The organism is Synechococcus sp. Minos11 (assembly GCF_014279855.1).
Lineage (GTDB): Bacteria > Cyanobacteriota > Cyanobacteriia > PCC-6307 > Cyanobiaceae > RCC307.
Genome location: NZ_CP047953.1, coordinates 41994 through 68277, shown reverse-complemented (window position 1 = coordinate 68277; position 26284 = coordinate 41994). Strand labels below are relative to the sequence as shown.

General features: G+C 59.7%; 25 protein-coding genes and 1 tRNA gene. 15 read left to right on the top strand and 11 right to left on the bottom strand.

The genetic code is table 11. From position 1 onward, the window contains the following. Positions 1-45 precede the first annotated feature (45 nt). Together dapA and SynMINOS11_RS00350 are read right to left on the bottom strand one after the other, a co-directional pair. Entirely contained in the window at positions 46-945 is a 900-nt protein-coding gene (gene dapA / locus SynMINOS11_RS00355; RefSeq protein WP_186549049.1) for a 4-hydroxy-tetrahydrodipicolinate synthase, read from the bottom strand. Next, positions 942-1970 (bottom strand): aspartate-semialdehyde dehydrogenase, encoded by a 1029-nt coding sequence (locus SynMINOS11_RS00350; protein ID WP_186549047.1) that lies wholly within the window; start codon positions 1968-1970, stop codon positions 942-944. The genes dapA and SynMINOS11_RS00350 overlap by 4 nt, the downstream gene beginning before the upstream one ends. A 154-nt stretch (positions 1971-2124) precedes the next feature. Here SynMINOS11_RS00350 and tig point away from each other — a divergent pair, with 154 nt between their 5' ends. The 5 genes from tig (at position 2125) to SynMINOS11_RS00325 (ending at position 8157) form a co-directional block, all read left to right on the top strand. Further along, positions 2125-3579 (top strand): trigger factor, encoded by a 1455-nt coding sequence (gene tig, locus SynMINOS11_RS00345; protein WP_186549045.1) that lies wholly within the window; start codon positions 2125-2127, stop codon positions 3577-3579. A gap of 41 nt (positions 3580-3620) precedes the next feature. Continuing rightward, positions 3621-4244, top strand: a complete 624-nt coding sequence (gene clpP / locus SynMINOS11_RS00340; protein ID WP_011934484.1) for an ATP-dependent Clp endopeptidase proteolytic subunit ClpP — start codon at positions 3621-3623, stop codon at positions 4242-4244. Between the two features lie 84 nt (positions 4245-4328). Beyond that, positions 4329-5678 (top strand): ATP-dependent protease ATP-binding subunit ClpX, encoded by a 1350-nt coding sequence (clpX, locus tag SynMINOS11_RS00335; protein ID WP_186549043.1) that lies wholly within the window; start codon positions 4329-4331, stop codon positions 5676-5678. A 4-nt stretch (positions 5679-5682) separates the two neighbouring features. After that, positions 5683-6333, top strand: a complete 651-nt coding sequence (locus tag SynMINOS11_RS00330; RefSeq protein ID WP_186549041.1) for a lecithin retinol acyltransferase family protein — start codon at positions 5683-5685, stop codon at positions 6331-6333. Positions 6334-6342: 9 nt separating this feature from the next. Then, on the top strand, positions 6343-8157 hold the full coding sequence (locus SynMINOS11_RS00325) for a DNA polymerase III subunit gamma/tau (protein ID WP_186549040.1): 1815 nt from the start codon (positions 6343-6345) through the stop codon (positions 8155-8157). Here SynMINOS11_RS00325 and SynMINOS11_RS00320 read toward each other — a convergent pair. Together SynMINOS11_RS00320 and SynMINOS11_RS00315 are read right to left on the bottom strand one after the other, a co-directional pair. After that, a complete protein-coding gene (locus tag SynMINOS11_RS00320) occupies positions 8154-9476 on the bottom strand; it encodes a glycosyltransferase (protein WP_186549038.1) in 1323 nt (440 codons plus the stop codon). The genes SynMINOS11_RS00325 and SynMINOS11_RS00320 overlap by 4 nt on opposite strands. A gap of 62 nt (positions 9477-9538) precedes the next feature. After that, positions 9539-11137, bottom strand: coding sequence for a SpoIID/LytB domain-containing protein (locus SynMINOS11_RS00315; protein ID WP_255445426.1), 1599 nt, complete (start codon positions 11135-11137; stop codon positions 9539-9541). Between SynMINOS11_RS00315 and rpmI the strand changes: the two genes are divergently transcribed. The 3 genes from rpmI to SynMINOS11_RS00300 are packed head-to-tail and all read left to right on the top strand — an operon-like array spanning position 11136 to position 12256. After that, the gene (rpmI, locus tag SynMINOS11_RS00310) at positions 11136-11336 is read left to right on the top strand and encodes a 50S ribosomal protein L35 (protein ID WP_011934478.1); all 201 of its coding nucleotides are present in this window, start codon (positions 11136-11138) and stop codon (positions 11334-11336) included. The genes SynMINOS11_RS00315 and rpmI overlap by 2 nt on opposite strands. 42 nt (positions 11337-11378) lie before the next feature. Beyond that, a complete protein-coding gene (gene rplT, locus SynMINOS11_RS00305; RefSeq protein WP_011934477.1) occupies positions 11379-11726 on the top strand; it encodes a 50S ribosomal protein L20 in 348 nt (115 codons plus the stop codon). 11 nt (positions 11727-11737) lie between these two features. Further along, positions 11738-12256, top strand: coding sequence for a tetratricopeptide repeat protein (locus tag SynMINOS11_RS00300; RefSeq protein ID WP_011934476.1), 519 nt, complete (start codon positions 11738-11740; stop codon positions 12254-12256). A 3-nt stretch (positions 12257-12259) separates the two neighbouring features. On the opposite strand, the gene SynMINOS11_RS00295 is transcribed toward SynMINOS11_RS00300, so the two are convergent. Next, positions 12260-12799, bottom strand: coding sequence for a hypothetical protein (locus SynMINOS11_RS00295; RefSeq protein WP_186549034.1), 540 nt, complete (start codon positions 12797-12799; stop codon positions 12260-12262). A gap of 134 nt (positions 12800-12933) precedes the next feature. Between SynMINOS11_RS00295 and SynMINOS11_RS00290 the strand changes: the two genes are divergently transcribed. The 4 genes from SynMINOS11_RS00290 (at position 12934) to SynMINOS11_RS00275 (ending at position 16387) form a co-directional block, all read left to right on the top strand. Continuing rightward, positions 12934-13740 carry a thiazole synthase gene (locus SynMINOS11_RS00290; RefSeq protein ID WP_186549032.1) on the top strand — a complete coding sequence of 269 codons (807 nt, stop codon included), beginning with the start codon at positions 12934-12936 and terminating at the stop codon, positions 13738-13740. 69 nt (positions 13741-13809) lie between these two features. Then, on the top strand, positions 13810-13980 hold the full coding sequence (psb34, locus tag SynMINOS11_RS00285) for a photosystem II assembly protein Psb34 (RefSeq protein WP_011934473.1): 171 nt from the start codon (positions 13810-13812) through the stop codon (positions 13978-13980). A gap of 64 nt (positions 13981-14044) precedes the next feature. Further along, positions 14045-15235 (top strand): NAD-dependent epimerase/dehydratase family protein, encoded by a 1191-nt coding sequence (locus SynMINOS11_RS00280; protein ID WP_043736370.1) that lies wholly within the window; start codon positions 14045-14047, stop codon positions 15233-15235. Positions 15236-15241: 6 nt separating this feature from the next. Further along, positions 15242-16387: a glycosyltransferase family 4 protein gene (locus tag SynMINOS11_RS00275; protein ID WP_186549030.1), complete on the top strand. Its 1146-nt coding sequence runs from the start codon at positions 15242-15244 to the stop codon at positions 16385-16387. 10 nt (positions 16388-16397) lie between these two features. Here SynMINOS11_RS00275 and mrdA read toward each other — a convergent pair whose 3' ends face one another. The 6 genes from mrdA to cbiD all read right to left on the bottom strand — a co-directional run bounded on the left by mrdA (position 16398) and on the right by cbiD (position 24390). After that, positions 16398-18197, bottom strand: coding sequence for a penicillin-binding protein 2 (mrdA, locus tag SynMINOS11_RS00270; protein ID WP_186549029.1), 1800 nt, complete (start codon positions 18195-18197; stop codon positions 16398-16400). Then, on the bottom strand, positions 18194-18406 hold the full coding sequence (locus tag SynMINOS11_RS00265) for a hypothetical protein (RefSeq protein ID WP_011934469.1): 213 nt from the start codon (positions 18404-18406) through the stop codon (positions 18194-18196). Before SynMINOS11_RS00265 ends, mrdA begins: the two co-directional genes overlap by 4 nt. 42 nt (positions 18407-18448) lie before the next feature. Next, positions 18449-19063, bottom strand: coding sequence for a hypothetical protein (locus SynMINOS11_RS00260; protein ID WP_186549027.1), 615 nt, complete (start codon positions 19061-19063; stop codon positions 18449-18451). Positions 19064-20298: 1235 nt separating this feature from the next. After that, positions 20299-21399 (bottom strand): hypothetical protein, encoded by a 1101-nt coding sequence (locus SynMINOS11_RS00255; protein ID WP_186549025.1) that lies wholly within the window; start codon positions 21397-21399, stop codon positions 20299-20301. Positions 21400-21647: 248 nt separating this feature from the next. Next, complete coding sequence (guaA, locus tag SynMINOS11_RS00250) at positions 21648-23243, bottom strand: glutamine-hydrolyzing GMP synthase (protein WP_186549023.1); 1596 nt, start codon at positions 23241-23243, stop codon at positions 21648-21650. Between the two features lie 25 nt (positions 23244-23268). Continuing rightward, positions 23269-24390 (bottom strand): cobalt-precorrin-5B (C(1))-methyltransferase CbiD, encoded by a 1122-nt coding sequence (gene cbiD, locus SynMINOS11_RS00245; protein WP_222929709.1) that lies wholly within the window; start codon positions 24388-24390, stop codon positions 23269-23271. Between the two features lie 68 nt (positions 24391-24458). Here cbiD and SynMINOS11_RS00240 point away from each other — a divergent pair, with 68 nt between their 5' ends. The 3 genes from SynMINOS11_RS00240 to SynMINOS11_RS00230 all read left to right on the top strand — a co-directional run bounded on the left by SynMINOS11_RS00240 (position 24459) and on the right by SynMINOS11_RS00230 (position 26268). Next, positions 24459-25610, top strand: a complete 1152-nt coding sequence (locus tag SynMINOS11_RS00240) for a pyridoxal-phosphate-dependent aminotransferase family protein (RefSeq protein ID WP_186549019.1) — start codon at positions 24459-24461, stop codon at positions 25608-25610. A 59-nt stretch (positions 25611-25669) separates the two neighbouring features. Continuing rightward, positions 25670-26113: a hypothetical protein gene (locus tag SynMINOS11_RS00235; RefSeq protein WP_186549018.1), complete on the top strand. Its 444-nt coding sequence runs from the start codon at positions 25670-25672 to the stop codon at positions 26111-26113. Positions 26114-26196: 83 nt separating this feature from the next. Further along, positions 26197-26268: transfer RNA gene (locus SynMINOS11_RS00230), tRNA-Gly, on the top strand. Positions 26269-26284 lie beyond the last annotated feature (16 nt).

Here is a 26284-nt window from a genome sequence, read left to right as displayed (position 1 = left end):
TTGACGCAAACACAAACGGGGCCAGGGCCCGTCCTTCGCCAGGAGTCAAGTGGGACGCAGGGCGGCCATCAGGGTGGAGAGGGTGTCACGGACGGAGCTATCGGCTGGCATCAAGGGCAGACGGGGAGCACCGACAGGCCATCCCTGAAGTTCCAACGCCGCTTTGACCGGAGTTGGATTGCTGGTGCAAAACAGACCCTCCATTAAAGGGAGGAGCCGCTCATGCAGGGCTAAGGCTTCAGCGTGACGTCCGGCCATGTAGTGATCAATCATCGCGCTGAGTTCAACGCCAGCCAAATGGCTGGTGACGCTGACCACGCCCACCGCTCCTGCGGCCAACATTGGCAACGTCAAGCCATCATCGCCGCTATAGATGGCCAACCGTGAACCACAGGCCAAACGCAACGCACTGACTTCGCTGGTGTTGCCGCTGGCGGCCTTGTAAGCCACAACGTTGTCGCAATCCAGCAAACGAGCCGTTGTGGCTGGATGCAGGCTGCAGCCAGTACGGCCGGGAATGTTGTAAAGCATCAATGGCAGCTCAGGAGCTGAGGCCGCAACTGCGCGGAAATGGGCCTCCAGCCCTTCCTGCGGCGGGCGGTTGTAGTAGGGCACAACCACCAGGGCCCCATGGGCACCCAGGGCAGCGGCTTCGCGGGTGGCTTCCACCGCTTCAGCGGTGCTGTTGCTGCCCGTTCCGGCCAAAACGGGCACCTTCTCTCCCACTGCATCGAGAACGGTTTTGATCAGCGCCAGCTGCTCATCCCAACTGAGGGTGGGGGATTCACCAGTCGTGCCGCAAACCAATAGGCCATCAGAACCATGGGCGACCAGGTGCTGAGCCAGGCGAGCTGCCAAGGGAAGATCCAGGGATCCATCGGCTGCAAACGGCGTCACCATCGCGGTGACAACACGTCCAAAAGGAGCAGCACTAAGACTGCTCATCGGGCTGCCTCCAACAACAGCTCAGCGATTTGCACTGCGTTCAGGGCCGCGCCTTTACGGATCTGATCGCCACAGAGCCAGAGCTCAAGCGCCTGAGGATGACTGAGGTCCTGGCGAATACGGCCCACCGCCACGGGATCACGGCCAGTCACATCGGTCGGCATCGGGAAGCGGTTCGCCTCGAAGTCTTCGATCAACTCAACCCCTGGCGCTTGGGCGAGGGCTGCGCGGGCTTCAGCCACGCTCAAAGGTGCTTCAAATTCAATGTTGACCGCTTCGGAATGGGCCCGAAGCACCGGAACGCGAACGCAAGTGGCCGAAAGGCTCAGCTCCGGCAGCTGCATGATCTTGCGGGTTTCATTGAGCATCTTGAGCTCCTCTTCGCAATAGCCATTGGCCTGCAGCGGAGAGTTATGCAGAAACAAGTTGAACGCCAGGGAATGGGGCAGCACTTCACTGCGCGCTTCACCACCATCGAGCACGGTGCGGCTGAGTTGACGCAGCTCTTCCATGGCGCGCGCACCAGCGCCGCTGGCTGATTGGTAAGTGCTCACCACCACACGCCGCAGCGGGCGCAGGGCGGCCAAGGGGGCCAGGGCCAGGGTCAGCAGGATCGTGGTGCAGTTGGGGTTGGCAATGATTCCTTGGTGGGTCAGCGCAGCTTGTGGGTTCACCTCAGGCACCACCAATGGCACCGCCGGATCCATGCGGAAGGCACTGGAGTTATCGATCACCACAGCGCCCTGCTCAACGGCCACCGGGGCCCACTGACGAGACACAGAGCCGCCGGCGGAGGCCAACACCACATCAACGCCGCTGAGGGCTTCAGCGCTCACCGGCTCCACGGTCAAGGTTTGACCTTTGAACGCCACCGTTTGGCCAGCTGAACGGGGAGAAGCCAGCAAGCGCAACTGCTTCAGCGGGAAGGAGCGCTCCTCAAGCAGGGTCAGCAGTTCCTGTCCAACAGCCCCAGTGGCGCCAAGGATGGCGACGGTGGGGGGAATCGCTGCTGAGGCGAAGGTCAAGCGGGACTAACGGGATAACAACAGGTCTTGGCAACAAGCGAGCGGATCTGCAGCTCTTTGCTTTCGCCAGAGGAACAATACGCAATGGCTCCAAAGCTGGCCATCGGACCATCACTTTCTAGGATCGCTGGCTTGGTTTGCTGCGCCCCACCCGATGACCACCGCTCTCAAGGTCAAGACATCCAGCCTTCCCGGCAGCCGTCTGGCCCTGGAGGTGGGTGTTCCCGCCGGCCGCTGCAAGGCCTCATACGAGGCCGCTGTGGACAGGCTCAGCCGCAGCGTGCGCCTGCCTGGCTTCCGCAAAGGACGTGTTCCCAAACCCGTGCTGTTGCAGCAAATCGGCCCCCTTCGCGTCAAGGCATCCGCCTTGGAAGACCTGGTCGACAGCGTGCTGCGTGATGCGGTCGAACAGGAGAAGGTTGAAGTCCTGGGCCAACCCTCCCTGAGCGGCAACTTTGAGGAGCTGCTGGAGAAATTCGATCCGGCCAAGGAATTGGTCGTCACCCTGGAAATGGATGTGGCCCCCACACCAACGCTGAAGAGCACCAAAGGGCTCAGCGCTGAAGCGGAATCCGTGGCCTACGACCCAGCCCGGGTGGATGAACTGCTCGATCAATCCCGCCGCCAGCTCGCCACCTTGGTTCCGGTGAGCGACCGGGCTGCCGCGATGGGTGATGTGGCCGTCGTGAGCTTCAGCGGCGTGTTCAGCGATGACAAGAGCGCCATCGAAGGTGGCAGCGCCAATGGCCTCGATGTGGAACTCGAAGAGGGCCGCATGATCAGCGGCTTCGTCGAGGGCGTGGTGGGCATGAAGCCCGGCGACAAAAAAGATGTGGACTGCCAATTCCCCGACGACTACCCCGAAGAGACCTGCCGCGGGCGCAAGGCGCTGTTCTCGATCAGCCTCGATGAGCTCAAAGGTCGCGAACTGCCGGCACTCGATGACGCCTTCGCCCAGCAGGCCAGTGACAAAAAGACCCTGAGCGAACTGCGTGAGGACTTAGAGAGCCGGCTCAAGCAAGACGCTGAGCAGCGTCAGAAGAACAACCGCCACGAAGCTCTGCTGAAGGCTCTGGTGGATCAGCTGGAAGTGGAACTGCCCGAAAGCCTGATCAAAGAAGAAATCAACAGCCTGCTGCAGGAAACCGCTGCCCAAATGGCTCAGCAGGGCATGGACGTGAAAAAGCTATTCACGCCAGAAACGGTGCAAAACCTGGCCCAAGCCTCCCGCGGTGAGGCCACCGAGCGACTGCAACGCAGCCTGGCCCTCAAGGCACTGGCCAAAGCTGAGGGCATCAGCGTGGCCGACAAAGACCTCGAAGCCAAAATCAAAGAGGTGAGCGCTGGTTTCAGCGACACCAACAAGATCGATCCTCAACGGCTGCGCGATGCGGTGGCCGAAGACCTGCTGCGCGAAACGCTGCTGAGCTGGCTCGAGGAGAACGCCAAGCTGACCATGGTGGACCCTGCCTCCGAAGACAAACCCGCCAAAGCCAGCAAAGCCAAAAGCAGCAAAGCCAAAGCCGAGAAGGAGCCAGCTGCTGAAGGCCAAGCCAAGGCCAAGCCCGCCGCCAAAACCAGCAAGAGCAAGACCAAAGCAGCCGAGTAGTTGATAACCCCCATAGATTGAGCCGACTCAGCCGACGGTCCGTGATCGAAGCGATCAGTCACCACCCCATCCACAGCTCTTGGCAAAACACGCTGGTGCCAACGGTGGTGGAGCAATCGGGCCGCGGCGAGCGCGCCTTCGACATCTACTCACGCCTGCTGCGTGAGCGGATCATCTTTTTGGGCACCGGCATCGATGACGCCATTGCCGATGCCGTGGTGGCTCAGCTGCTGTACCTCGAAGCCGAGGACCCCGAGAAGGAAATCCAGATTTACGTGAACTCTCCCGGGGGTTCAGTAACCGCTGGCCTGGCCATCTACGACACCATGCAGCAGGTGGCCCCCGATGTGGTGACCATCTGTTATGGACTGGCCGCCAGCATGGGGGCGTTTCTGCTCTCCGGAGGCACCAAAGGCAAGCGTTTGGCCCTGCCCAATGCGCGGATCATGATTCACCAGCCCCTTGGCGGTGCCCAAGGCCAAGCCGTCGATATCGAGATTCAGGCGAAAGAAATCCTTTACCTGAAAGAAACTCTCAACGGTTTGATGGCCTCTCACACGGGCCAAGACCTGGCCAAAGTCTCTGAAGACACTGACAGGGACTACTTTCTCTCTCCGGATGAAGCAGTGGCCTACGGGCTGATCGATCGCGTCGTGCGCGACTGACAATTCCGAAGCAAACCTCTAATTAGGGGTGACGCGGGGCCATTTGGACCCGATCCTGCTGAAAGAGGTTCTCGCGCGGCGGCAATGGCGAAATTTGACGCCCACCTGAAGTGTTCGTTCTGCGGTAAATCGCAGGAACAGGTCCGCAAGCTGATTGCTGGTCCTGGGGTTTACATCTGCGACGAGTGCATCGACCTCTGCAACGAGATTCTCGATGAGGAACTCGTCGACGGTCAGGCTGGTGCGCGTCAAGGCCAAGGGGACGCCAGCCGCAAGCAAGCCGCACCCCGCAAGCCCTCCAAGCCTGCTCCCACCCTCGCCACGATTCCGAAGCCTCAGGAAATCAAGGCTCACCTGGATGAGCAGGTGGTGGGACAAAACGACGCGAAAAAGGTTCTATCGGTTGCGGTCTACAACCACTACAAGCGACTGGCCTGGCAAGGCGATGGCAGCACAGAGCCGGAATCCAGTGCCACCCGCCTGCACAAATCCAACATCCTGCTGATCGGCCCCACCGGTTGCGGCAAGACCCTCCTGGCCCAGACCTTGGCCGAAATGATGGAGGTGCCCTTTGCCGTCGCTGACGCCACAACCCTGACCGAAGCCGGGTACGTGGGCGAAGACGTGGAAAACATCCTGCTGCGCTTGCTGCAAAAGGCTGACGGCGATGTGGAGCAGGCCCAGCGCGGCATCATCTACATCGATGAGATCGACAAAATCGCCCGCAAGAGCGAGAACCCCTCGATCACGCGCGATGTGTCTGGAGAAGGCGTCCAGCAGGCCCTGCTGAAGATGCTGGAAGGCACTGTGGCCAATGTGCCCCCCCAGGGCGGCCGCAAGCATCCCTACCAGGACTGCATCCAGATCGATACGAGCCAGATCTTGTTCATCTGCGGTGGTGCTTTTGTTGGGCTGGACGATGTGATCCAACGCCGCATGGGCCGCAACGCCATCGGCTTTGTGCCCGGTGAAACCCGCAACGGCCGCACCCGTCAGAAGGATCAAGAGGCCAGCCAAGTGCTGCGCAACCTGGAACCCGACGATCTGGTGAAGTACGGCCTGATTCCCGAATTCATCGGCCGGATCCCGGTCAGTGCTGTGCTCGAGCCCCTCGATGAGCAGGCTCTCGAAGCGATCCTCACCGAGCCTCGCGATGCCCTGGTCAAACAGTTCCAGACCCTGCTGTCGATGGACAGCGTGCGCCTGGAATTCCAGCCTGAAGCCGTGCGCGCCATTGCCCGCGAAGCCCACCGCCGCAAGACCGGTGCCAGGGCCCTGCGCGGAATCATTGAAGATCTGATGCTCGATTTGATGTACGACCTGCCCTCTCAAAACGAGGTGCAGAAGTTCGTGATCACCGAGGAGCTGGTGGATGAGTGCCACGGCAACAAGGTGCTGCCTCACCCCAGCAGCCTGGAGCAGCAGAGCGCCTAACGCCGTGGCCGCGGCCGATCACCTGGAGGTGCCGCGGCGCCACGGGCTGTTCATGCACCACGGCATCGATCTTGGCGATGGCAGCGTGGCCCACTACCTCGAAGGGGAAAAGATTCTGCGCAGCACCCTCCAGGAGTTTTGCTTGGGTGAAACTCCTCGGGTGATCAGCTACGACGAAGCTGATCCCAGCGGCCAGACCCTGCGCAGGGCCATGAGCCGCATTGGCGAGCAGCGCTACAACCTGCTGTTCAACAACTGTGAGCACTTCGCGGTCTGGTGCAAGACCGGGCAGCACCGCAGCAGCCAGGTGGAGCGGGCCCTGGGCAGCGGTGCCCTGGGGGCTTTGGCGATGGGTCAGATGCTGCCGGCGGCCCTGTTGGCTGCGGTGAGGCTGCTGCTGCAACGGGGGCTGAGCATGGAGCAGGGGGCTGGTGTGGCCCGCCGGGCCCTCGCTGAACTCACAAGCCTGCGCGAGCGGCTGCAAGCACGACTGGAACGAGAGCTGCAGCAGATGGAGCAGTGGTGGCAGCGCGAGAGCGATAGCGATGCACTGCCGCGGTTGCAGGCCCAATCACTGGCGGATCAGTTGGCTGCAGTCGATGAATTGGAAGGACAGCTCAAACGGCTACTGGGAGAGAGCAACAAGGCTGAGTAGCCTCCCCCCATGGCCTACGAACCGCTGCACCACAAGTACAGGCCCCAGCGGTTTGATCAGCTTGTGGGCCAAGAAGCCATTGCCGCCACCTTGAGCCAGGCGCTGCAACGGGGCCGGATCGCTCCGGCCTATCTATTCAGTGGCCCACGCGGCACCGGCAAAACCTCCAGCGCCCGGATCCTGGCGCGCTCGCTGAATTGCCTCAGCAGTGATGGGCCGACCGCTGAACCGTGCGGGACATGCGAACTCTGCACCGCAATCGCCGCTGGTGGCGCCCTTGATGTCATCGAAATCGACGCCGCCTCCAACACCGGTGTCGACAACATTCGCGACCTAATCGAGCGCTCGCGTTTTGCACCGGTGCAGGCACGCTGGAAGGTCTATGTGGTGGATGAATGCCACATGCTCTCCACCGCAGCGTTCAACGCCCTGCTCAAAACCCTCGAGGAGCCGCCACCGCGGGTGGTGTTTGTGCTGGCCACCACTGATCCCCAGCGGGTGTTGCCAACGATCTTGAGCCGCTGCCAGCGCTTTGATTTCCGCCGCATCCCCCTGCAGGCGCTCGAACAACACCTGCTTTGGATTGCTGAGCAAGAAGCCATCAACATCACCCCAGAGGCGGTGCACCTGGTGGCCCAGCTGGCCCAAGGGGGCCTCAGGGACGCTGAGAGCTTGCTGGATCAACTCAGCCTGCTGCCGCCGCCTGTGGAACCCGAAGCGGTGTGGGAACTGCTGGGTGCCGTCCCGGAGCAGGAACTGCTGCAGCTGGCAGCAGCCCTGCAAGCTTCTGACCCATTGGATTTACTGCAGAGCTGCCGCCAGCTGCTGGATCGCGGCCGCGAACCAGCTGCGGTGCTGCAAGGCCTGGCTGGCTTGCTGAGGGATCTAGTGCTCGCCCTAGCGGCCCCACAACATTTGGAGCTCACCGGCTTCTCCCCGGCCAATCGCGAGGCGCTGCCAGCTCTAGCCCAACAACTCGGGCGTGCACGCCTATTGCGCTGGCAGGAGGGCTTGCGCGGCAGCGAGGTGCAACTGCGTCAAAGCGCTCAGCCGCGGCTGTGGCTCGAAGTGTTGCTGCTGGGCCTGCTGGCTGAACCCCAAGCCGCTGCCATCGCTGCAGCTCCAGCCCCGATTGCCCAAGCAGCCACTCCAGCTCCAGCGCCTCCGGCCGCCGCCGCCGTTCCGGTGCCCGCTCCTGTCGCTGAGCCGGCAGCAGCCTCTGCCCCAGCGGCCAGCACGACGCCAGCTGCAGAACCCACTTCTGCTCCCGCCCCGGCAGCCGCCAATCTCGATCTCAACAGCCTCTGGCAGCAGATCCTGGCCAGCTTGGAGCTCCCCTCCACACGCATGCTGCTGACGCAGCAAGGGGAGCTGGTCCGCCTCGATAACCAGCGGGCCGTGGTGCGCGTGGCCCCCAATTGGGCCGGCATGGTGCAAAGCCGCCTGCCTCTGCTGGAGCAAGCGGCCGCCAAAGTGCTCGGTCAACCCCGCCAAGTGGTGCTGGAAACCGGCGAACCCAGTCAGCAAAAGCAGCCGCCCCAACCTGCCGCGCCTGCTCCAGTGGCTTCACCGGAGGCGCCACCGGCTAACCCCAAGCCAGCGGCCGTTGCCCCAACACCAACACCAGAAGCTCCTGCAACCACGCCAGCCGCACCTCCAACGGCGGCAGCCACGCCAACACCGGCTGCGGAACCTCCAGCTGCCCCCCCCAAAGAGGTACCGGCTCCACCGCTACCCGCCAGTAGCGGTCAACTGGAGCAACAGGCCAAGCGCTTTGCTGATTTCTTCGATGGTGCCGTCGTCAGCGACGACACCGCGGCCTAGCTGCTGACGCTCAAGCCAGCGTGCACGGTCTTGGCCCAAACCAAGCGTTTGGGGCGAAGGGCCATACGAACGGCCACCCAAGGGATCACCAAGAACCAGTGGATCAAATAGGTGTTGGCCACCAGCAGGTTCCAACCGGTGGCCTCTGGAAGCTCAGGTCCTTCTGAATGGCGCCGGCCCGATCGCCACAAGGCCAAAGCACTGAGGCTCAGCGTCGACACCGACAGGGGCCAAAGCAGCGGCCACTGCCGCCACCAAATCATGCCGAAGACATCCCCCACAGTGGCCAATGGTAGGCCGTACTGGAGCAAGAAAAAGACAATCAAATCCAGCTGTTGACGGCCGCTGAGGCGATCGGAGAACAGCGCCGGCCAATAATCCAAAAAGCGCTGCAAACCGCCTTCCGCCCAGCGCTGCCGTTGGCGCCAAAGCGCACCCCAGCGCATCACCGGCTCCTCATCAACGACGGGATTCCACAACACGCTCACCTGTTGCCCAGCCAGCAGCAGGCGGAAGCTGAGATCCAGATCGTCGGTGACGGTGTCTTCGTTGAAGCCGCCGCAATCCAACAGCACCTGACGGCGGATCAGCTGACCGTTGCCGCGCAGTTCACCAATTCCCCCTTGGGCGATGCGGCCCAGCTGCATTTCAGCGTCGAAGGCCATCTCCAAGGCTTGGGAGCGCGTCAGCCAGTTGCTATCAGCGCCGACCACGGCCTTGCGGAGTTGCACAGCTCCCAGGGCGGAATCATGGAGCTGGGGCTGCAGCCGCAACAAGACATCAGGCGTCAGGGCTGCATCGGCATCGAGCACCAGTAACCAATCCCCCTGCAGTTGGGGCAGCAGGGCATTGAGCGCTCCGGATTTGCCGCCACCGGCATTGCGGGGCCGGCGGCGCACCTGCAAGAAGGAATGGGTTGCGCTGAGCTGGTTGAGGATCTCAGGAGTGCGGTCATTGCTGCCGTCATCCATCACCCAGAGCTTGAGGCGATCAGCGGGATACTCCAAGCCAGCGATGGCCTGCACCAACCGGGCGATCACCTGCTCCTCATCGCGGGCAGCCACCAACACATCGATGGCCGGAACAACAGCACCAGCAGGCGGAGCACTGCTTACCGCAGCCGCTGAACTGCGGCCACGCCGCAGGGTGGAGAAGCCGTAGCCCCCCAGCATCAAGGTCAGACCAAAAGCAGGCAGCAGGCCGCGCACTGGCCCCAGCCAGTGGGGAGCTGCACCAGCCCACAAACAAGCCAAGACAACGATCAAAGCCTTGCGCCGGCGACCGTCTGACCACGCCAGATCGTCGATCACAGACGCCATGACGGGCGATTCAGATGCTGGGGAACCGCCGTTCGGCATGCAGGCCTGAACTCCGTCGCACTTTAAGGGGATACCTGCGAAGAAAGATTTTTAACCGGCTGCAGCTCCGCACCTGGGAAGTAGTGGCGCAAAATCCGCTCGCTGCTCCAGCCGCGGCTGGCCAAATCAATGGCTCCGGCCTGGGAAAGCCCAGCGCCATGGCCGAATCCACCACCGTCAAAGAGCCACACAGCTGGGCTCTCTTGCTCAACAACAAACAACGTGCTGGGAAGCGCCCGCAACTGACGGCGAATCTGATCCCGCTCGAGCACCCAACGCCCGTCGGTTCCCACCACGGTGAGCTGAAGCACGCGGCCGCTGGGGCCACGACCTCCCACCGAGACAGCCTCAGCCCCGCCGATGGGGCTACCAGCGGCAGCGGCCAACTGCTCCAGTCGCGTGGCGCTGTAACGGCGCGTCCAACGGAAGCGGGGATGCCCTGCGCCATAGAAGTTGCGGTTTCCCAGCAGCGAACGCACCGAGCCATCCCCTTGGATCGGCAGCGGAAATTGCTGGGGCAACGGAGCGGGGCCATCCACGGCGGGCTTGAGATAGGGCTGGGCTGAGGCCTGCCACACCTCCTCCAAGCCCGACGACACCCCGCCATTACTGGCGCTGTAAACGCCATGCAGAGCTTTGCCATCCCAAGTGAGCACTTGGCCTGCGGTGCTGGCCAGGGCCTGCCGCACGGCGCCGCCTGCGGCTGAGGGATCGCTGTACACCTGGCACTGGGTGTCAGAGCAGAGGTGATACCCATCGACAGCAAAACGCCCGCGATTGGCCATTGCCCAGGTGCGGGCCAAAACGGTTTGGGCCTTCAGGGCTTCCAAGGGCGAGCCAGCACCGATCTCATGGGGCACAACCCCGAGCAAATAGCTCTCCATGGGCACCTGCTGCAGCAGGGTCCAGCTGCCATAGGCATCCCGTTGCAGCCGGAAGCGGCCGCGATACACCGCGCCTCCCCAACGCAACCCCTCAGGAGCATCGATCTGCAGCGGTCCCTGGATCACCGTGGGGGTGCCCTGGCGATCGAGCACGGGTTGCCAAGACTCCGTGTGGGTCTCACTCACCAGGCGGCTGGGCTGCCCTGGATCTGGACTGCCCAGGGGCGCCCAAACCTCCCAATCCGCCGGATGGGCCACCACAGCCTCAGCACCTTGTTGTTGCCAGGCCTCCGCCTGCTGAAGGGCTGATTCATGGGAAGCAAAGGGTCCCAACACCTGCCGTTGGATGGACAGCGGTTGCGCCAGGGGCTCCTGGCTCCAGCGCACTGGAAAGGCTGAGCCCTGCCAACGCTCGCCATCCGCTGTGGTCAGTAGCAGGGTTCCAGCTGCAGCGCGCAGCAACAAATCCGTAGGAACGCCGCCACGAAACTGCGGCAGATGGGGCGCCAAGCTGACCCAGAGCTCGGGGTTATCCCCTTGCAGGGGGGGCGCTGGCTGGGTGGGCCAGTGCAGCGGCACCACCGGCTTGGGGGGCACTTCAGTGGCCCTGGGAGCCGAACGACAACCCGCCACCAGCACCAGCGGAAGCGTCAGGCCAATCCACGGGATAAACGAAAAACTTGGCGAAAGGGAGGTTCGCCCCGTAACTTGATTGTTTGTGCGCAGGGCGTCCGACATGCCAAAGCTCAAGACTCGCCGGGCTGCAGCCAAGCGTTTCCGTGTCACGGGCAGCGGCAAGTTCATGCGTCGGCGCGCGTTCCACAATCACTTGCTCGACCATAAGAGCCCTAAGCGCAAGCGCTACCTGGGCACCATGGCTGTGGTTGATGAGCGCGACCACGACCGGGTGAGCCACATGCTCCCCTACGCCGGCTGAACAGCAGCCCTTTCCGCTTTTAAATCCCCATCTCTTTGAACCATGGCCCGCGTTAAGAGGGGCAACGTCGCCCGCAACCGCCGCAACAAGATCCTCCGCCTCGCGCGCGGCTTCCAGGGAAGCAATGGCACCCTCTTCCGCACCGCCAACCAGCGGGTGATGAAGGCGTTGTGCAACGCCTACCGCGATCGTCGCCGCCGCAAGCGTGATTTCCGTCGTCTCTGGATTGCACGCATCAATGCCGCAGCTCGCATGAACGGCGTGAGCTACAGCCGTTTGATCGGTGGCCTCAAGAAGGCTGATGTGCGCATCAACCGCAAGATGCTGGCCCAACTGGCCGTGCTGGATCCCTCCGGCTTCGAAACCGTGGTGGCTGCCGCCAAGTCCTGAAACCAGCGCTAATGGACTTCGCCCTGCCCCAGGCCTACCTGTTGGGCCTGATCGTGTTGCTCGGCGTGGTCGCTGTGGTGGTGGGCCGGCAGGTCTTGCGTGTCAGGAAGCAAGAAGGGCAGCTAGCGAGCTTGGAAAGCCGCTGCCAAGACTCCAAGGCCGATGCCGCCAGCCTCTACGAGTTGGGCTCAGTGCAACTCGATAAGCGCCTGTTCGCTCAAGCGGCCAGCAGCCTCAAACGCGCCGCCAAGCTCTCGGCCAGCGAACCGGCAGAGGCCAGGGCCTTGATTCAAAACGCCCTTGGCTTTGCATTGGCAGCGCAGCAGAACCACAAGGACGCTGTGCGCCACTACCGGCTGGCGCTCAAGGCCCGTGGGGACTATCCGGTGGCGCTCAACAACCTCGCCTACTCACTGGAAAAACAGCAAAAGGGCGATGAAGCCGTGGAGCTCTATCAACGCTCTTTGGAACTAGAGCCTGGTAACCGCACAGCCACGAAACGACTCAAGCTGCTGCGCCCCAACGGCTAAGGCTCACCAAAGTCCGCGCACTGGCGGTTCCTGGTACTGGGCAACCGGTGCCAAGCGCAGCAAGGCGGCACGGCTGGTCAAACGGGGCCCCACCCACATGCTGATGTTGAACATCTGCAGGCCAAGGAAATTGCCACCCGGCTCCAAATCAGCCGGCAGATCATCCCCGAGCAGGAGCAGATTCAATTGCTCCGTGGCGGCATTGAGGTTGCCCTGCACCGGCACGGTTTGACCAGCAATGGTCAGTTGGCCGAACACATCCACCATCGCCTCCAATGGCACCAGGCGATCGAGCTCCAGATCAGCTGGGATGCGCTCACTGGAGCCAGCCACCCGCAGGGTGCCTTGCCACTGACGCGGCAACGTGTCGGCCAGTTGGCGGGCGCGCTTGATGGGATCAAAGGTTTGAACCTCGATGCGGTCGGCCTCGAGGGGCTCGATTGGCTCCACATCCAGGGGGCTGACCTCCGCCGCAGGGGGTAGATCAAAATCCAAAAACGCCGGCTCAGTCATCGCGAGCAACGGCAGAAATGGCAGCGGCACGACCCAGACAGAGCAATCTCACCTCAACGTAGGGAGATTGGGCACATTTGCGAGCAATCGGAACGCCAGCTCGTCAGCCGTTCGGAGCCAACAGAGGCTTGCGCAAAGCCGGCGCCACGCCGCACGATCAAATCATGGCCACCACCACCCAAGACACGCCGCTGCAGATCGGCAGCAGATGTTTCAACAGCCGGCTGATGACCGGCACCGGCAAATACCCCGACATTCCCTCGTTGCAGCAGAGCATTGAGGCCAGCGGCTGCGAGATCGTCACGGTGGCTGTGCGCCGTGTGCAGAGCGGCGCTCCAGGCCATGGCGGCCTAATGGAAGCCATTGACTGGACCAAGATTTGGATGCTGCCCAACACCGCCGGTTGCACCACCGCAGAAGACGCGGTGCGTGTGGCACGCCTAGGCCGTGAACTGGCGGCTTTGGCTGGCCAAAGCGACAACACCTTCGTGAAGTTGGAGGTGATCCCGGAAGGCTCGTATCTGCTGCCCGATCCGATTGGAACCCTGGAAGCCGCCGAGCAACTGGTGGCTGAGGGATTCACCGTGCTGCCTTACATCAATGCCGATCCCCTGTTGGCGCGCCGACTAGAGGCCGTGGGTTGCGCCACGGTGATGCCCCTGGCCTCCCCCATTGGCAGCGGCCAAGGATTAGCCAATTTGGCCAACATCAAGCTGATCATCGAGGCAGCAAGCGTTCCAGTGGTGGTGGATGCCGGTATTGGCGTCCCAAGCGATGCCGCCCTAGCCATGGAGATCGGTGCGGACGCCCTGCTGATCAACAGCGCCATTGCCCTCAGCGGCCATCCACCCACCACAGCGCGAGCCATGGCCTTAGCCGCTGAAGCCGGGCGCCTGAGCCACCTCAGTGGGGCCATGCCCAAACGGGCCCAAGCCAGTGCCAGCTCACCGCAACAGGGCCGGATCACATAAAGCCTTTTTAAGACTGTGAGCTGAAATGCCTACTGCTCCATAGGGTCTGCTTCAACTGGCTTTAACCCCATGGCAGTCACCGAGGAAGACGGCGGACGGCTCAATCTCTTCGCGTCAGAACCGCGGATGACCTACGCAGAGCCCGCCACCGCTGGCTCCAATTCCAAACGCCTGATGATGATCGGCATGGGTGGGGCGGTTGTGCTGGCAATGATGGCGGTGGCCGTCCGCATCAGCTGAAGCTCCGGAAGCCTGTAGTAGCTTGCCTCGATGGGAGCTCGGCTCCGTTCGTCAGGAGACAGTCGTGAAGGTCCTGGTCCTTGGTGGTGACGGCTTTTGCGGCTGGCCATGCGCCGTGAATTTGGCCGATCAGGGCCACGACGTTCTGATCGTTGACAACCTCAGCCGCCGCAAGATCGACATCGATCTGGAGGTGGAATCCCTCACCCCAATCACCAACATTGGTGAGCGCCTCAAGGCCTGGAGTGAGATCGGCGGCAAGCCGATGCGCTTTGTCCACATGGACATCGCCCATGAGTACCAGCGGCTCCTGGATCTGCTTCTCGAGGAGAAGCCCGACTCGGTGGTGCATTTCGCCGAGCAGCGCGCTGCCCCCTATTCGATGAAGAGCAGCGCCACCAAGCGCTACACCGTTGATAACAACGTCAACGGGACCCACAACCTGCTGGCCGCCATCGTTGAAAGCGGCCTCGATATTCACGTGGTGCACCTCGGCACCATGGGGGTCTACGGCTATGGCTCCCACCGCGGCGCCACCATCCCTGAGGGCTACCTGAAGGTGGAAGTGCCCCAGCCCGATGGCAGCCGTTTCGAGGAGGAGATCCTCCACCCCGCCAGCCCTGGCAGCGTCTATCACATGACCAAGACGCTGGATCAGCTGCTCTTCCTCTACTACAACAAAAACGATCAGGTCCGCATTACCGACCTGCACCAGGGCATCGTTTGGGGCACCAACACTGAAGCCACCGACCGCGATCCACGCCTGACCAATCGCTTTGATTACGACGGCGACTACGGCACGGTCTTGAACCGCTTCTTGATGCAGGCGGCCATTGGCTACCCGCTGACCGTGCATGGCACCGGCGGCCAGACCCGCGCCTTCATCCACATCCGCGACTCGGTGCGCTGCGTGCAGCTGGCCTTGGACAACCCTCCGGTCAAAGGCGAGCGGGTCAAGATCTTCAACCAGATGACCGAAAGCCATCAGGTGGGAGAACTGGCCAAAAAGGTGGCGGCGCTGACTGGCGCTCAGGTCAACAACCTGCCGAATCCCCGCAACGAAGCGGTGGAAAACGATCTGATCGTGGACAACCGCTGCTTCATCGAGCTGGGCCTCAATCCCACAACCCTCGATGATGGGTTGCTGAAGGAAGTGGTGGAGATCGCCACCCGTTATGCCGACCGCTGCGACCGCAACCGAATCCTCTGCACGTCTGCCTGGACCAAGACCCAAGAGCAGGCCATTGCCCGCTAACGCCCCGTGAAGATCGCCTTCTTCACAGAAACTTTCCTGCCCAAGGTGGACGGGATCGTTACCCGTCTCACCAAAACCGTGCGCCACCTGGTGGAAGCCGGCGATGAAGTGGTGGTGTTCTGCCCAGAAGGAGCGCCAAGCCACTACATGGGCGCCAAGGTGGTGGGCGTCCCAGCGATGCCCCTACCGCTATACCCCGAGCTGAAGCTGGCCTTGCCCCGACCAGCCGTCTCCGAAGCCATTGATGCCTTCCAGCCCGACCTGGTGCATGTGGTGAATCCTGCAGTGCTCGGCCTGGGCGGCATCTGGCTGGCCAAGAGCAAAGGCATTCCGCTGATTGCCAGCTACCACACCCACCTGCCCAAGTATTTGGAGCACTACGGCATGGGGATGCTGGAGCCCCTGCTGTGGGAATTGCTCAAAGCTGCCCACAATCAAGCGGTGCTCAACCTCTGCACCTCCACCGCGATGGTTCAAGAGCTGAGCGACAAAGGAATTCAACACACCGCCCTGTGGCAGCGCGGTGTCGACACCGATCTGTTCCGCCCCGAACTGCGCAACGACGCCATGCGCAAGCGCCTGCTGGGAGAACACGACGACCGCGGCGCTCTGCTCGTGTATGTGGGGCGGCTCTCCGCTGAAAAACAAATCGAGCGGATTAAACCCGTTCTGAACGCCCTGCCCGACGCGCGCCTGGCTCTGGTGGGTGATGGGCCCCACCGCCAGCAGCTAGAGAAGCACTTTGAAGGCACCGCCACCACCTTCGTGGGTTATTTGGCTGGTGAAGAACTGGCTAGCGCATACGCCAGCGGTGATGCCTTCTTGTTCCCGTCCAGCACTGAAACCCTCGGCCTGGTGTTGCTTGAAGCCATGGCCGCCGGCTGCCCGGTGGTAGGCGCCAACCGCGGCGGCATCCCCGACATCATTAGCGATGGCACCAACGGGTGCCTCTATGAGCCCGATGGGGCCGACGGTGGTGCCGCCAGCCTGGTCGAAGCCACGCGCAAACTGCTGGGCAACGACATTGAGCGCCAAGGCCTACGCAATGCTGCCCGCAGCGAAGCCGAGCGTTGGGGTTGGGCCGGTGCAACCGAACAACTGCGCGGTTACTACCGCCAAGTCTTGGAAACCAATCTCACCACGGCAGCCTGAAGCCTGCGCGTTAATCAGCTTTCTGCGCATGCCAGGCCAAAAGCACCTTTTTGGCCATCGGCAGGGCATGCACTGATCCACCACCTGGGGTGTTCTGCGCAAAGGCGGCCACCACGATTTCAGGGTTGTCGTAGGGAGAGAAACAGCCAAACCAGGCATGGTCCGGACCGCCCCGTTGGCTGTCTTCTGCTGTTCCTGTTTTCCCAGCCCCAGGGGGGAGTGCAGGATCATTGAGGCCATACCCCGTGCCATCGGCCACCACTTTGCGCAGGCCAGCGCGAATGGTCTCCAGGGTGCTGGGCTTCATGTCCACCTTGGTGCGCAGCGGCGGAGCCGTCCAATCCTGTCCTTGATCAGCCAGGTGGGGCGTCACCAAGTAACCACCATTGGCAAACACGCTGTAGGCGCGGGCCAATTGCAATGGCGTGATCTCAACAATCGACTGGCCAATGGAGGCTGAAGCCATGTCTTCTGGAATCCAAGGGGTGGTTCCAGGTTCCGCCCAACCACGACCTTCGTTGGCCCAATCTTCATTGCCCACCAAACCAGGGCTCTCCTCGTAGCCGATCTCAATCCCGCTGGGAGCGTCAAAACCCAAGAGCTTGGCTGATTTGTAGAGCTCACGGGAACCCACACCAACACCCACTTGATAGAAGAAGGTGTTGCTGGAGAAGCGCAGCGCATCTTCGTAGCCGATGGTGCCAAAACCGGCGCCGTTGTGATCCGGGAAGCAGTGGCCGCCATAGGTGATGCAGCCCATGGTCTGAAGCTTGGTGCCAGCAGGGAACTTGCCCGATTCCATACCCGCCATACCAGTCACCACTTTCCAAGTGCTGCCTGGGTTGTAGGCATTCATCGCCCGGCTAAAGAGCGGCTTATTCGGCGACTTAAAGAGGGCGTCGTATTCCTGCTGGGTGGTGATCAGCTTGGAGAAAAAGTTGGGATCGAAATTGGGCTTGCTGGCCATCGCCAGAATCGCCCCGGTGGTGGGGTTCATGGCCACGATGGCGCCACCACGCTTGTCGGCGAGGGCCTTCTCTGCAGCCCTTTGCAGATCCAAATCGATCGTGAGTATGAGGTCTTTTCCGGCCTTGGAGGGGCGATCACCCAGATAGCGCTGCACCTCACCGTTCGCGTTCACCTCCAACATCTGACCGCCCCATTTGCCGCGCAGATGGCTTTCGTAGGCCGCTTCCACGCCGATACGGCCAATCCGATCGCGGATCTTGTAGCCCTTATCAATCAAGACGTCGTATTCGTCCTCAGTGATCGGCTGGGTATAGCCCAACGTGTGGGACGCCAACATCCCGTGGGGGTAGTACCGCAGGATGTCCATATCCACGCTGGCGCCAGGCAGATCGAGGTTCTGCTCTTGAAAACGCAGCACCTGCTCGGGCTGCAGTCCATTCACCAACGGGATCCGATAACCGTCTTTGCCGGTGCCGCGCTCGCGCGCTTGATCGAGGCCATTGGGATCCAGCTGCAGTAAAGCCGCCAAGCGATCCCGCAAGGCCGGCCATTGCTCATCAGTGACCAGCCGAGGCTCAATGAAAAGTGTGTAAGTGAGTTTGCTGCTTGCCAGCACACGTCCCTTGCGGTCGAGCAACCGACCGCGGATGGGCGAGCGGGGCATCAAACGGATGCGGTTCTCATCAGCAGCAACGCGATTCTCAGCGCCGTGGAGCAATTGCATCCACACCAGCCGCATGCCGATGGCGCTGAAAAACATCAACAGCACCAGCAGGATCACGCCGGGCTGCTGTCCCATGCCACAGAAGCGGGCATCACGGCGGGAGAAACCGAGGCTCATGGCAGCAGCTTGGCCTCCAGTTGCTGCAACCGCGCCGCGATGGCCGTCAGGCGCTCTTGCAGTGCCTCGACACTGGCCGGCTCATCAGGGTCTTCCACCGTCACCTCAACAGGCACCACCGGCTCCGCAGGCGTCGCCAACTTCTGGCGCGCAACGTCCATGAGCTGCATGCCAAGACTGAGCCAGGGATTGGTGGAAGGTTCAGCCATCAGCGAGAGGAATTAGATCCAGGCTGCCACGCTCTGGCGGTTTTAGCGGCTTCTTTGAACCCCAGGTTGAAGAATCAACTCACGGCAAAACTGCTGGGAACCCAGATGCCAACCAAGAAAACCGGCGGTGAGGATGAGCCCGGTCAACGGCAGTAAGGCGCGTCCGGTGGTGGGATCGGCTAACCACTCCCGCCACTCGCGAACCCAGCGCTGGCGGCTGAAACGCCGCTTCTCAGCCTTTTCCTCCTGGCTGCGGCGACGTAGGGACTTGCCCACCCAATGCTCGAAGGCCTTCTTCTTGGTGACCGCCATCTTGCGCTCCAGCTCAAGCAGCTGGCCGGCTGTCAGCTCCGGGTTGAAGGTGCTGATCAGCTCAAGGCTCTTGAGGAACATCTCCACAGAGCCATCTTTGACGGCACGCTCCTCATCACTGAGGCTGTCCCACACCAGCTCCGGGTAGAAACGCACGCGATTCGTACTGATCTGGTCCTCATTGAGTTGACCGGGCTCGCGCAGCCAACGGTCGGTATTGGCATCGAAACGCCGCCAATACAGGAAAGGGTTGAGATAGATCGTCTTGCCGGCGAGCTCAATGCTGTCCTGTTGCAACCGCCGTTGCAGCTGCGGGTTTTGCTGGAGGGGCGCTGAGCTGGCCACAACACATCGGCTGGTGCCCGATGGTATCGGTGCTGGCAAGGCGTTTCCAGGCTTGACAAGCGCCGCACTCTCTAGGTGGGCCACCCGAGCTGTCGCGCCACGCGCCACCGCTAAGTCCCGGTGATCACGACCACCGGGCAAACAAGTGAGATTTGACGAAATAAGAGATCTCCCTTAGCCCAAACTAATGTTTTGCTCTTAATTTGCTACAAAAATATGAATTGACGGTACAATGAATGCAGTTGTGGACATCTAAACTTCAGAGAAAACTATCAAAACACTGTCCAAAACATTTGAATTTTTTAAATTTTCTATCCCATACTTTGCAAGCAATGAACTATCGATAAAAAACAGGCTTAATTCTTTTGCACGAATCCTGCAACTATAATTTTCTTTGGCTACTAGAGTAAAAAATTTACTTAGGGTGGACAGGAGAATTGGAGACCCATTGCTGCCCATTGAAGGGGTGACAATGGGCTAACAGACGATTACTACTGACTCCCGCATGAATTTAATGATGTGGGGCTTAAACTCCATCTCTTGGAGGAAAGAGATTACTTTGCGGATATTCGGTCTAATCTAGGGTCCTACTCTTTATTGGTCAATGGAATTTATAGCGCAAACAGCCTTGCCGTTGAGACTGCTCCAAGAGCCTTTAAAAAGTCTAATCAAAACATTAAAGTCAATAATATTGACCACAGAATAAGTGCAAAATGCAGTGCTTTGACCGATACATCCAACGGCCTAGAGCAGAAAAACTTAGATTTTTAAATGATAAAGAATGCAAGAATTCATTTGCAAGTGATTCTACAGGTCATAAAGCATACAAGCAAATGTCTAAACATTGGACGATGATTGCAAGGAAATCTTCCCAGGGACTTTAACAATTGACGTGGAAAGATTTAAAGAGGATGTTTTAAAAAGGAGCAACACAACGCCAGAAAGCCGAAATCTGTTTGGTGTAACAAAAGAAGGGCAGACACAAACAATGAGTAACTTTTTCAAGCCAAGATATTCTACTGATGTCAATTATTAATCACTAAGCAAAGGCAATAGACTGCATTCTGGATTTACAGCAAATTATATACAGAAAAAGGCAAAAAATAAATGGGATAAACAGGCTCAGCCGTACAAAAAATAACCATATACATTGATTTATTTTAACATTATTTAGCAGTATTTGAGGATTTAAGGAGAGGCTTTTATATCCTAGAAAAGCAAATTTTTAGATTTACTCACTCACTTAAAATGGAATAAATCTTTTGGGAAATCCTTTCATTTCCCTCTGGTGTTATGTGATGGTCATCAATAAATACATGATCATGGCCTAGAAGCCATTTATCACCGAAATGTATTGATTTGCAGAAGGCTGACGCAACAGAACAATTAGTCTTGACTGTAGACTTGAATAGATCATATAAAAATACAATTTGTAAGCGCGCAGTCTCAGAATATTCAGGGTGCTCAATTAATTGAGCAAGGCTTGATGATGTACTGTACAAAGTTGGCTGGAGGATAAAGATTGCTTCAGACCCAACAGATTTAGCAAGAATATATGCTGTTAACCAATTTTGATACCAGTTATCAACGATTGCCTGTGCCTTTTGACTGTTAATATGACAATCATAGGGAATATAAGCAGAGTTTAAAAAAGAATTAAATTGTTGCGCAAATTGTTTATAGGGCCTAAGAAAAATATATTCAAACAAAAACTCATAGGTTATTTTGGCTTGATTGTGTCTTCCATGGGTAAAAATCAAATAGCTGGCTCTTCCATGGGAAGGGACAATACTGTGCTCTGTTCTACATGGATGCATAACATCATTTACACCATCATAGAACACTATTTTTCTGGGAAAGTTAGATGAACTGATTAGCGTAATAAATTCGTTTAAAGATTGCCTTGAACTCCAACCTGATTGGCCAAAGTTTGCAGACTCATCCCCTGAAAACTGCTGGTAGTAAGATGGAATTGTACTTGAATCTGAGACCAAGTGGCCAAAAATTGTTGAGCCACCAAAAAACCATATTTTCTGGGAACCAATATCAACAGGCTTATTATTTGTATATCTTGACCTAAAAACTGGATCAATATTTAAAACCTCACTTCTTACTGGCAGTGGCTTCCAACCAACATACGAAACATAATCAAATCTAAGAGGTGGCATATTTCCAACTATTCCAGGATATTTTCCAGAAGCTGATGATCGCAGGGCCTTAGGATTATTATTCAATATTTCTACGGCGATTAATATAAGACCAGGCGTTATAAGCAAGGTCAAAATAACTAAGCAATTAATCGCTAGCAATTTAATTGGCTTGCGATACTTAATCATACTTTATACTATGGTTATTAGTGAGACATGAAAATAAGAAATAAAAGAGCTATTGCTGACACCATCTTGAATAGATTGATATGACCAATGCATAAATATTCAATCAATTCTAAATGTAATTTTTATTGTCTACTCCCACTCAATACATGTCTTAACAATTATTTTAGTATTAATCAGGGGGTTTATGTAACAACTTTGCCACGTGAAATGTCATTTTTGCAAGAGCAACTGAGGTTTGTATCCCAGAACTATTCCCACTCGATGGTTCCGGGCGGCTTGCTTGTGATGTCGTAGACAACGCGGTTAACTCCATTCACCTCATTGACGATTCGATTGGAGATGCGCTCCATCAAGTCGTAGGGCAAGCGCGACCAATCCGCGGTCATGCCATCTTCACTGCCCACGCAACGCAACACGATTGGGTAGGCGTAGGTGCGCTTGTCGCCCATCACGCCAACGCTGCGCACCGGCAACAGCACAGCAAACGCCTGCCAAATGTCGTGATAGAGGCCCGCATCGCGCACCTCTTCACGCACGATCAGATCGGCATCGCGCAAGATGTCGAGCTTCTCTTCGCTCACCTCGCCAAGAATCCTGATCGCTAGGCCCGGCCCAGGAAAGGGATGCCGCCGGACGATCTCCTCTGGCAAGCCAAGGCTGCGGCCCACTTTGCGCACCTCGTCTTTAAACAGACGCCGCAGGGGCTCCACCAACTTGAACTGAAGGTCCTTGGGTAAACCACCCACGTTGTGGTGGCTCTTGATCTTCACCGCCACGCGCTCGCCGGTTTTGGGGTCGACGTTGGTGCCAGCGCTCTCAATCACATCGGGATAGAGCGTGCCCTGGGCGAGGTAATCAAAAGGGCCAAGCCGCTTGCTCTCCTCTTCAAATACGCGAATGAATTCGGTGCCGATGATGCGGCGCTTTTCCTCGGGGTCGGTAATGCCAGCGAGCTTGTTGATGAAGCGCTCCCGGGCATTGATGTACTCCACATTGATGTGGAAGCGCTTATCGAAAAACTCGACCAAAAACTCGGGCTCGCCTTTACGCATGAAGCCCTGGTCGATGAACATGCAGGTGAGCTGATCACCGATGGCCTTGTGCAGCAAAAAGGCCAAGGTTGAGGAGTCCACGCCACCGGAGAGGGCCAGCAGCACGCGTTTGCTCCCCACCCGGGCGCGCACATCGGCAATCGCCTCATCAATGAAGGCCTCGGTGGTCCAATCGGGCTCACAACCACACACGTGGTAGATGAAATTGCGGACCAGGGCCATGCCGCAGGTGGAGTGCACCACCTCCGGATGGAACTGAACGCCATAGAGCTTGCGGCCGTGGTGGGCAATCGCCGCTTCTGGGGTGTTGTCGGTGTGGGCCAGGCGCGTGAAGCCATCGGGGAGGGCTTGCACCGAATCCCCATGGCTCATCCACATCGTCGAACCGTCGTCGACGTTGGTGAGCAGATCGGTGGGATCGTCAACAAACAGCGGAGCCTTGCCGTATTCACCCCGTTCTGATGCTTCAACGGAACCGCCCAGCTGCTGCACCATCAGCTGCATGCCATAGCAAACCCCCAGCACCGGGATCCCCAGATCCCAGATGCCTGGATCGCACAACGGAGCTCCAGCGGCATACACCGAGCTGGGCCCGCCGCTGAGGATGATTCCGCGCGGTCCCAGGGCCTTCAACTGCTCGAGGGTGGTGGTGTGGCTGACCACCAAGGAATAGACCTCGGTCTCCCGCACACGCCGGGCAATCAGCTCGGAGTACTGCGAGCCGAAATCAAGGATGACGATCGCTGGGCGGCGCCCATCTGCTCCCTCCAGGCCAGCTAGAGCAGCGGACATCGGCACGTAAGGCAATCGAAAGAGCCTAAAACGCAGCCTCAGCGAACCAGGACTGACCCCGCGGTCCAACCGCCCACAACTGACGGGAGCGATCAAATAGCGCGACCCCTGGCTCGAGGGTCAAACCGGTGGTGGCCTGAATACTGGCCGCTGCGCGCTCTTCGATGGCCGCTGTGATGCGCTGCCGCAACCGCTGCTCCAGCTCGGGTTCCCGCTGCCGCAGCAGCTGCAACGCGGCTTCGGTGGTGGCGCTGCTGTGCAGCTCACGAAGCAACTCGCCCTGCACCCCCTCCAAAGCCGCTAATGCGGTGAGCACCTCGGCGCGACCATCGGCCAAGTGGTGGTGGGTGTGAAAGATGCCGCCCGCCAGCTTGAGCAATTTGCCGTGGTAGCCAAACAACAGCAGCCGCTGCACCCCCTGCTCCGCTGCCGCGGCCAGCAGCGGACCAATCCAATTGCCGCTTTTCAGGAGCACTTCAGCTGGCAAGCCCAAGCGAGGGGCCAAATCCAAACCGTTTTCCCCCACCACCAACACCAACTCAGGGCAACCCTGCGGCCGCTCTGCGCGCCGACGCAACTCATCCAAAGCGCCCTGCAACTGATCCGGCGCCGCACTGCGCTGCACCTCCGCTTGGGTGCCGATCAAGGCCAATCCCTCCACAACCCCAAAGGCGGCATTGGAGGTGCGCAGGGCCCTTTCGCGCCCTTGCGGCATCACCACCTCCAGCGCCACCGAACGATCAGACGGCACCAAGGCAGCCAAGTTGTGCTGCAGCAGGTCGCGGGCAAAGCCCGAGAGGCACACCTCACCTCCCTCCGCGAGGCGACCCACACCAACACCAGCTTGCAACTGAAAACAAGACCCCGCGAGCGGCTCAGCCCAGCGGGCCCGCACCCACACCGCCAACCCCCGGGTGAGATCCATGCCAGGGCCTGGATCACAGCGGCTGATGGCCAAGGCACTGCCATCGGCGAAGGGAGCTACCGCCTCAATCGGCAGCTCCCGTTGCCCTGCCGGCTGCAGCAGCTCAAGGCCAACCCGCTCGGCCGATGGATCCCCGCGGAGTTGCCGCACGGCGGCCACCGCGGCCACCGCCACCCAGACCGGAAGGGTGTAGCCGGAGTCGAGGGCGGACGAGGCGGACAAAGGGGATAACCGGCTGCTTTTTAAGGTGAATGATCCACCAGCCGGATTCCGGCCCCCCACCCAGCGGCATGAAGGACAAGCTTCAACTGATGATCCCCGGCCCCACTCCGGTGCCGGAACGGGTGCTCCTGGCGATGGCACGCCATCCCATCGGCCACCGCAGCGGGGAGTTCCAACAAATCGTGGCCCGCACCACCGAGCAGCTGCAATGGCTGCACCAAACCAAGGGCGATGTGCTGGTGCTCGCTGGCAGCGGCACGGCGGCCATGGAAGCCGGAATCATCAACGTGCTCAGCCGCGGCGACAAGGTGATCTGCGGCGACAACGGCAAATTCGGCGAGCGCTGGGTGAAGGTGGCCAAGGCCTATGGCCTTGAAGTGGAGGTGATCAAAGCGGAATGGGGCCAGCCCTTGGATCCCGAAGCCTTCCGCAACGCTTTGGAAGCCGACACCGCCAAAGCGATTAAGGCAGTGATCCTCACCCACTCGGAAACCTCCACCGGCGTCATCAACGACCTCGAGACCATCAACCGCCACGTCAAAGCCCATGGGGAGGCCTTGATCGTGGTGGATGCGGTCACCAGCCTCGGCGCCTGCTCGGTGCCAGTGGATGCCTGGGGGCTGGATGTGGTCTGCTCGGGCTCACAGAAGGGCTACATGATTCCGCCAGGCCTGGGCTTTGTGGCCATGGGCGAGCGGGCCTGGGCCGCTCAAAAGCAATCCGATTTGCCGAAGTTTTATCTGGATCTCGAGCGCTACCGCAAAGCAGCGGCGGGCAATAGCAACCCCTTCACCCCCCCGGTCAACCTCTACTTCGCTCTGGAGGCTGCCCTGGATCTGATGCAAGACGAAGGTCTGGAGGCGATTTTTGCCCGCCATGACCGGCACCGCCGCGCCAGTCAAGCCGCCATGCGCGCCCTTGGCTTGCCCCTGTTCGCCGCCGATGGTTACGGAAGCCCTGCCATCACCGCCGTGGCACCAGCTGGCCTGGATGCTGAGGCCCTGCGCAAAGCCGTCAAAGGCCGCTACGACATCCTGCTGGCGGGGGGCCAAGATCACCTCAAAGGGAAGGTGTTCCGCATCGGCCACCTGGGCTTTGTGTGCGATCGCGACCTACTCACCGCCGTGGCCGCCATCGAAGGTGCGCTGGCGGATCTCGGCGCGGCTTCAGCCCAACCGGGGGCCGGTGTTGCTGCCGCCGCTGCGGTGCTTCAGGGCTAAAACCTGGGGCAGGTCACCACAGGGGTGGCTACCACTTGAGGTGAGCAACCCCTCACCCGATGCGTCGTCCTGCCTTGCTGCTGGGATCTGCCCTGGTAGCCCTTGCACTGGCTGCCTGCCAAAGCAAACCAACGCCTCAGCAAAGCGAGCAAAAGGCTGAATCAGCGGTGTGCGCCAACCTGGCCGCTGTCGGCAAGGCCCTCGAAGCGGTTGGCGAGCTCGGCCCCACCTCCACCGTTGGTGATGCCGAACAAGCCCGCAACAACCTGGCCAAAGCCGTGGCCAAGCTCCAGGACTCCGAAGCCGCCCTGGAAAAACTGCGGATTCAGGAACTGCAAAAACAAGTGATGGCCTTCAACAAGGAGGCGAAGACAATCACCGCCAACAAGAGCACCACCCTGGAAGAGGCTGCCAACGAACTGCAAGGCAAGCTGGAACCAGTGCTGGCCGCACGCCAGGCTGCCGTGGCTGATGTGAACTGCGATGCAGGTGGCGCCAACTGATGGTTGGTCGCTACTGAGCCACCAAGCAAAGGCTCCGTTGATGCCATCTTTCACCAACGGAGCCTTTGCTAAGTTGAAAGAATGCGGGTGTAATTCAGTGGTAGAATGTCAGCTTCCCAAGCTGAACGTCGCCGGTTCGAGTCCGGTCACCCGCTTGCTTAATTTCTGATT

Excerpts from the sequence above, each read along its gene's own strand:
- dapA (WP_186549049.1), bottom strand. The coding sequence starts at position 945 with ATGAGCAGTCTTAGTGCTGCTCCTTTTGGACGTGTTGTCACCGCGATG.
- tig (WP_186549045.1), top strand. The coding sequence starts at position 2,125 with ATGACCACCGCTCTCAAGGTCAAGACATCCAGCCTTCCCGGCAGCCGT.
- clpX (WP_186549043.1), top strand. The coding sequence starts at position 4,329 with ATGGCGAAATTTGACGCCCACCTGAAGTGTTCGTTCTGCGGTAAATCG.
- SynMINOS11_RS00325 (WP_186549040.1), top strand. The coding sequence starts at position 6,343 with ATGGCCTACGAACCGCTGCACCACAAGTACAGGCCCCAGCGGTTTGAT.
- SynMINOS11_RS00320 (WP_186549038.1), bottom strand. The coding sequence starts at position 9,476 with ATGGCGTCTGTGATCGACGATCTGGCGTGGTCAGACGGTCGCCGGCGC.
- rpmI (WP_011934478.1), top strand. The coding sequence starts at position 11,136 with ATGCCAAAGCTCAAGACTCGCCGGGCTGCAGCCAAGCGTTTCCGTGTC.
- SynMINOS11_RS00315 (WP_255445426.1), bottom strand. The coding sequence starts at position 11,137 with ATGTCGGACGCCCTGCGCACAAACAATCAAGTTACGGGGCGAACCTCC.
- rplT (WP_011934477.1), top strand. The coding sequence starts at position 11,379 with ATGGCCCGCGTTAAGAGGGGCAACGTCGCCCGCAACCGCCGCAACAAG.
- SynMINOS11_RS00300 (WP_011934476.1), top strand. The coding sequence starts at position 11,738 with ATGGACTTCGCCCTGCCCCAGGCCTACCTGTTGGGCCTGATCGTGTTG.
- SynMINOS11_RS00290 (WP_186549032.1), top strand. The coding sequence starts at position 12,934 with ATGGCCACCACCACCCAAGACACGCCGCTGCAGATCGGCAGCAGATGT.
- psb34 (WP_011934473.1), top strand. The coding sequence starts at position 13,810 with ATGGCAGTCACCGAGGAAGACGGCGGACGGCTCAATCTCTTCGCGTCA.
- mrdA (WP_186549029.1), bottom strand. The coding sequence starts at position 18,197 with ATGAGCCTCGGTTTCTCCCGCCGTGATGCCCGCTTCTGTGGCATGGGA.
- SynMINOS11_RS00265 (WP_011934469.1), bottom strand. The coding sequence starts at position 18,406 with ATGGCTGAACCTTCCACCAATCCCTGGCTCAGTCTTGGCATGCAGCTC.
- SynMINOS11_RS00255 (WP_186549025.1), bottom strand. The coding sequence starts at position 21,399 with ATGATTAAGTATCGCAAGCCAATTAAATTGCTAGCGATTAATTGCTTA.
- guaA (WP_186549023.1), bottom strand. The coding sequence starts at position 23,243 with ATGTCCGCTGCTCTAGCTGGCCTGGAGGGAGCAGATGGGCGCCGCCCA.
- SynMINOS11_RS00240 (WP_186549019.1), top strand. The coding sequence starts at position 24,459 with ATGAAGGACAAGCTTCAACTGATGATCCCCGGCCCCACTCCGGTGCCG.
- SynMINOS11_RS00235 (WP_186549018.1), top strand. The coding sequence starts at position 25,670 with ATGCGTCGTCCTGCCTTGCTGCTGGGATCTGCCCTGGTAGCCCTTGCA.